5 protein-coding genes and 1 rRNA gene are annotated in these 4,614 nt (G+C 71.6%); all 6 read right to left on the bottom strand.

The window, feature by feature from the left end:
- Positions 1–127: 127 nt before the first annotated feature.
- Complete coding sequence (locus tag AC2CJA_RS24445) at positions 128–1,159, bottom strand: NAD-dependent epimerase/dehydratase family protein (RefSeq protein ID WP_484604847.1); 1,032 nt, start codon at positions 1,157–1,159, stop codon at positions 128–130.
- Positions 1,160–1,382: 223 nt separating this feature from the next.
- Entirely contained in the window at positions 1,383–1,481 is a 99-nt protein-coding gene (locus tag AC2CJA_RS24440; RefSeq protein ID WP_003948845.1) for a 30S ribosomal protein bS22, read from the bottom strand.
- Between the two features lie 128 nt (positions 1,482–1,609).
- Positions 1,610–1,822, bottom strand: coding sequence for a helix-turn-helix domain-containing protein (locus AC2CJA_RS24435; protein ID WP_177214038.1), 213 nt, complete (start codon positions 1,820–1,822; stop codon positions 1,610–1,612).
- Positions 1,823–2,483: 661 nt separating this feature from the next.
- Complete coding sequence (locus AC2CJA_RS24430; protein WP_484604846.1) at positions 2,484–3,659, bottom strand: acetoin utilization protein AcuC; 1,176 nt, start codon at positions 3,657–3,659, stop codon at positions 2,484–2,486.
- A gap of 115 nt (positions 3,660–3,774) precedes the next feature.
- A complete protein-coding gene (locus tag AC2CJA_RS24425; RefSeq protein ID WP_484604845.1) occupies positions 3,775–4,419 on the bottom strand; it encodes an HAD family hydrolase in 645 nt (214 codons plus the stop codon).
- A 93-nt stretch (positions 4,420–4,512) separates the two neighbouring features.
- Positions 4,513–4,614: ribosomal RNA gene (gene rrf, locus AC2CJA_RS24420) — 5S ribosomal RNA — on the bottom strand; the annotation flags it as partial.

Genomic DNA, 4,614 nt, shown 5'->3' with positions numbered 1-4,614 from the left:
GCCCCGGCCCTCCTGGCCGGGGCGGCCCTCGTCGCCCGTACGCCGCCCGCCACCCGCCGCCCGCCCCCGGGCGGACCGCCCGGGACCGCCGCGCGACCGGTCGTCGTCGAAGGGAATGACCTTGGCGTCAGCCATGGCGGACGACCTCCTCGATACGGTCCACCGCGTGTGCGAGCCTCTCCGGCGGCAGCAGCCCCGGGCCCCCTGCGCGCGCGAAGTCGGCGAAGGCCCCGGCCGTGGTGTACCGCGGCCCGAAACCGAGGACCTCGCGCATCTGCGTGGTCTCCACGACCCTGCCGTGCGTCAGCAGCCGGATCTGCTCGGCCGAGAAGTCCGTGACACCGACCGTGCGCAGGGCGGTCCCGCTCCACCGGATCGCCGGCAGCAACAGGGGCAGCGTGGGCCGTCCCAGCCGCCGCGCGGCCTGGGACAGCAGCAGTACCCCGTCGCCGGCGATGTTGAACGTCCCCGCGTTGAGCGTGCCGCGCCGCGGCTCCCCGGCCGCCAGCCGCAGCACCTCGACGACGTCGTCCTCGTGGACGAACTGCAGCCGCGGATCATATCCGAGGACGGTCGGCAGCACCGGCAGCCGGAAGTACTCCGCCAGCGGCGTGTCCGCTTCGGGGCCGAGGATGTTGGCGAAGCGCAGCACCGTCACCGCCACGTCGGGGCGGCGGCGGGCGAACCCGCGCACGTACTCCTCGACCTCCACGATGTCCTTGGTGAAGCCGCCGCCGGGCAGCGCCTTGGCCGGCGTGGTCTCGGTGAACACCGCCGGGTCGCGGGAGGAGGAGCCGTAGACGTTCGTGCTGGACTTCACCACCAGACGCCGCACGGACGGCGCCTTCTGGCACGCGCCCAGGAGCTGCATGGTGCCGATGACGTTGGTCTCCTTGACCGACGCGCGGGTACCGGGCAGAAGCTGCACTCCGCTGACGTCCAGGTGCACGACGGTGTCCACGCCGTGCTCGGCCAGCACCCCGGCGATCGAGGGCTGCCGGATGTCGGCACGGACGAACTCCGCCCCGCCGAGGTGGTGTTCGGGCGGCGCGGCGTCCACCCCGACGACCCGGTCGACGTCGGGCTCGCGCAGGATCCGCCGTACGAAGCGCCCGCCGAGCCGGCGGGCGACGCCTGTGACGAGCACGACCTTGCCCAACGTTGCTCCCTCTCAGCGTGCGGCGGGCCGCCTCCGGAAACCCTGCCACGGGCCCCGGCAGCCCTCCGTACTCCTCGTCGCTCCTCGCGGCCTGTTCCCCGAACCGCTCGCGGGCGGGCCTGCGGCCACCGTATCGGCTGGCCGCCTCCACCCGGCGGAACGCCACCGCCCTCCCACCGACACGGCGGTGGGAGGGCGGTGGATCAGTGTGCGGCGCGCCCGCTCACTTCTTGTTGCGGCGCTGAACGCGCGTGCGCTTGAGCAGCTTGCGGTGCTTCTTCTTGGCCATCCGCTTGCGCCGCTTCTTGATAACAGAGCCCACGACTTACCCTCGCTCACTTCGTCACTCGGTGCGGGGCGTCCGAGCCCACACGACCTACGTCGGCCCAGCCTACCCGGCACCGGGTAGTGCTCGTGACACGAGGGGGCCACAAGCCCGTCGTTCCGCGGTTACGCGCTCTTCTCCGCCTCCACGTACGATCCGCGGAGGTACTCGTGGACGGCCTGCTCCGGCACCCGGAAGGACCTGCCCACCCGGATCGCCGGCAGATGACCGCTGTGCACCAGGCGGTACACGGTCATCTTGGACACTCGCATCACCGAGGCGACTTCCGCCACGGTCAGGAACACGACCTCGTTCAGAGGCCTCTCGGCAGCAGCCATGTCACACCTGAACCTTCCGCACATGTCGGGCACCGGCTTCCCCTCCGGTGTCTCCTGCTCGCATGCGCGCTCCTCCCCAGATTAGGGGCGGGTGATGCAAGTGGGGAAGAGGAGTAGCCATCGGTCCCCAAACGCGACAGAAGCGAACGACCGGGGGCACAGCGAGCAAGCGGAAAGTATCCGTCCGATACCTTGGAGTCACGATCCGGGGCGGCCGCTCCCTCCGGCCCCTCATACCCGGCGGCGGGCGCCGCGGAACAGCCCTCGTCGGCCGTCCTCCTCCCCCGGCGCCCGGCTGACCTGCCGCGCTGCCTGTCCGCACTCCTCGGCCGGCGGCTCCGCAACGGCTTCCGGGTGTCGCCGCGGCGCCGGAGACCGTACGCACGGGAGAGGGGAGGGCGGGAGAGCGCGCCCGGAGCACCACGCGGAGGACGCGCTCCCCCGCCCTGGATCAGCGCGACTCCCCGTAAGCACCGGGGAGACGACGACGTACCCCGAACCGGGTCGCCATGTCGACACATCCCCCCCGTGCCGGTGCGAGGGGGAGAGGTCCCTGCGCCGACAGAGCCCCGGACGGGAGACGTAGAGGCCCGGGAACCGGCCGGAGTGCGCCGTCCGCCCGGCCGTACGGGACACACGCGGAGCCCGGCTCCGCGGCGGCTCAGGGCAGCAGCCCGTGCGCCGGATACACCGAGCGCCGCGCGGCCAGCACCGCCTGGTCCAGGGCGCTCGCCGGGTCGTACCCCGACTCCCAGTCCGACCACACCGGCTCGCGCCCGTCCGTCATCCGCCGCGGCGCGTCCTGCCGGGTGTGCGCGTACACCTGCCGCCGCCAGTCCTCCGGGACCGTGGTCTTCGGGGCGATCGGCTCACCCGCCGCGATCGCCACCAGGTGCGTCCAGGCGCGCGGTACGACGTCGACCACCGCGTAACCGCCCCCGCCCAGTGCCACCCAGCGCCCCTCCGCGTACTCGTGCGCCCAGTCGTGGCAGGCCTCCGCGGCGGCCCGTTGCGCGTCGACGGTCACCGCCAGGTGCGCGAGGGGGTCCTCGATGTGTGTGTCGGCACCGTGCTGGGTCACCAGCACCTGAGGCCGGAAGGAGCGCAGCAGTTCCGGCACCACCGCGTGCAGCGCCCGCAGCCACCCGCCGTCGGACGTGCCGGGCGGGACCGCGATGTTGACCGCGCTCCCCTCCGCCTTCTCCCCGCCGGTCTCCTCCGGCCAGCCGGTTCCGGGGAAGAGCATGCGGGGGTGCTCGTGCAGGGACACCGTCAGCACCCGTGGATCGTCCCAGAAGGCCGCCTGGACGCCGTCCCCGTGGTGGACGTCGATGTCCACGTAGGCGACCCGCTCGGCGCCCAGCTCCAGGAGCCGGGCGATGGCCAGGGAGGCATCGTTGTAGACACAGAAACCGGCCGCTCCGCCCGGCATCGCATGGTGCAGTCCGCCGGCGAAGTTCACACCGTGGAGGACCTCCCCCCACCACACCGCCTCGGCGGCCCCGACCGACTGCCCGGCGATCAGTGCCGAGACGTTGTGCATTCCCCCGAAGGCCGGGTCGTCCTCGGTCCCGATGCCGTACGACCCGTCCGCCGCCCGGGGATCCGCGGAAATCCGGCGCACGGTGTCGATGTAGTCGGAGCGGTGCACGAGCCTGAGTGTGGAGTCACCGGCGGGCGCCGCGGCCACCACCTTCAGCCCGGAGACGCCGGGCAGTCCGAACGCCTCGACGAGCTCCATGGTCAGCTTCAGGCGCACCGGGTCCATCGGATGCCCGGGGCCGAAGTCGTATCCGGTGACCGCCTCGTCCCACATCAGCTGTGCGCCGCCGCTCATACCGGCCACCGTATCGGGCGGCCCGGGGAACCATACGGCCGCCCACACCGCCGCGAACGGATCGTCGGGCACCGCCACCGGCGGTGCTGACCGCTCCGGGCCGCCCCCGGCCTGCTCAGGCCAGGAGCCCGGGCAGTTCCTCCATCGAGGAGAACAGCCCCGTCGCTCCCGGCAGCTTTTCCCCCGGCGTCATGGCGGTGAACCCGTACACGTCCATCCCGGCCGCGACAGCCGCCCGTACCCCCGGTGGGCTGTCCTCGACCACGACGCAGCGTTCGGGCGGCACCTCCATCGCCCGTGCCGCGTGGAGGAAGAGATCCGGCGCGGGTTTCCCCCGTCCGACGTCCTGCGAGCTGAAGACCCGTTCCTCCCCGAACCGCTCGTACAACCCCGTCTTCCCGAGCGCCACCCTTATCCGCTCATGGGTGCCGGACGAGGCCACGCAGTACGACACTCCTTCGGAATCGAGCTCCCGCAGCACTTCGGCGACACCGGGTACGGGCAGCAGGTCACGCCGGAACGCGTCGAAGACCCGGTTGTGGAAGACGGCGTCGAAGTCGTGGGGCAGGCGTTGCCCGGAGCGTTGCAGGATCAGATCGTGGACCCGGTGCATGGCCGAGCCCATGTAGTCCCGGATGGACTCCTCGTACGTGGTCGGATGCCCCAGCTCCGTCAGAGAGGCCGCGAGAATCCGGTTGGATATCGGCTCGCTGTCCACCAGGACACCGTCGTTGTCGAAGATCACCAGGTCATAACGCATACGCCACCCACCCTGAAAGCCCGGAAGGCGGGACTCTCGTGAACGCGGGAAAGCCCTGCCGGGCGAACCCGGCAGGGCTTTCTTTCACAAATTGTTCGGCGGCGTCCTACTCTCCCACACGGTCCCCCATGCAGTACCATCGGCGCTGAAAGGCTTAGCTTCCGGGTTCGGAATGGAACCGGGCGTTTCCCTCTC

This window comes from Streptomyces sp. ATLC9 (assembly GCF_057196705.1).
The sequence above is the reverse complement of the archived record's forward strand: the minus strand, read 5'-3'. Positions and strand labels throughout refer to the sequence as shown.

What these genes read in the sequence shown, in the direction of transcription:
- AC2CJA_RS24425 (WP_484604845.1), bottom strand. Translation starts at nt 4,419, where the DNA reads ATGCGTTATGACCTGGTGATCTTCGACAACGACGGTGTCCTGGTGGAC.
- AC2CJA_RS24430 (WP_484604846.1), bottom strand. Translation starts at nt 3,659, where the DNA reads ATGAGCGGCGGCGCACAGCTGATGTGGGACGAGGCGGTCACCGGATAC.
- AC2CJA_RS24435 (WP_177214038.1), bottom strand. Translation starts at nt 1,822, where the DNA reads ATGGCTGCTGCCGAGAGGCCTCTGAACGAGGTCGTGTTCCTGACCGTG.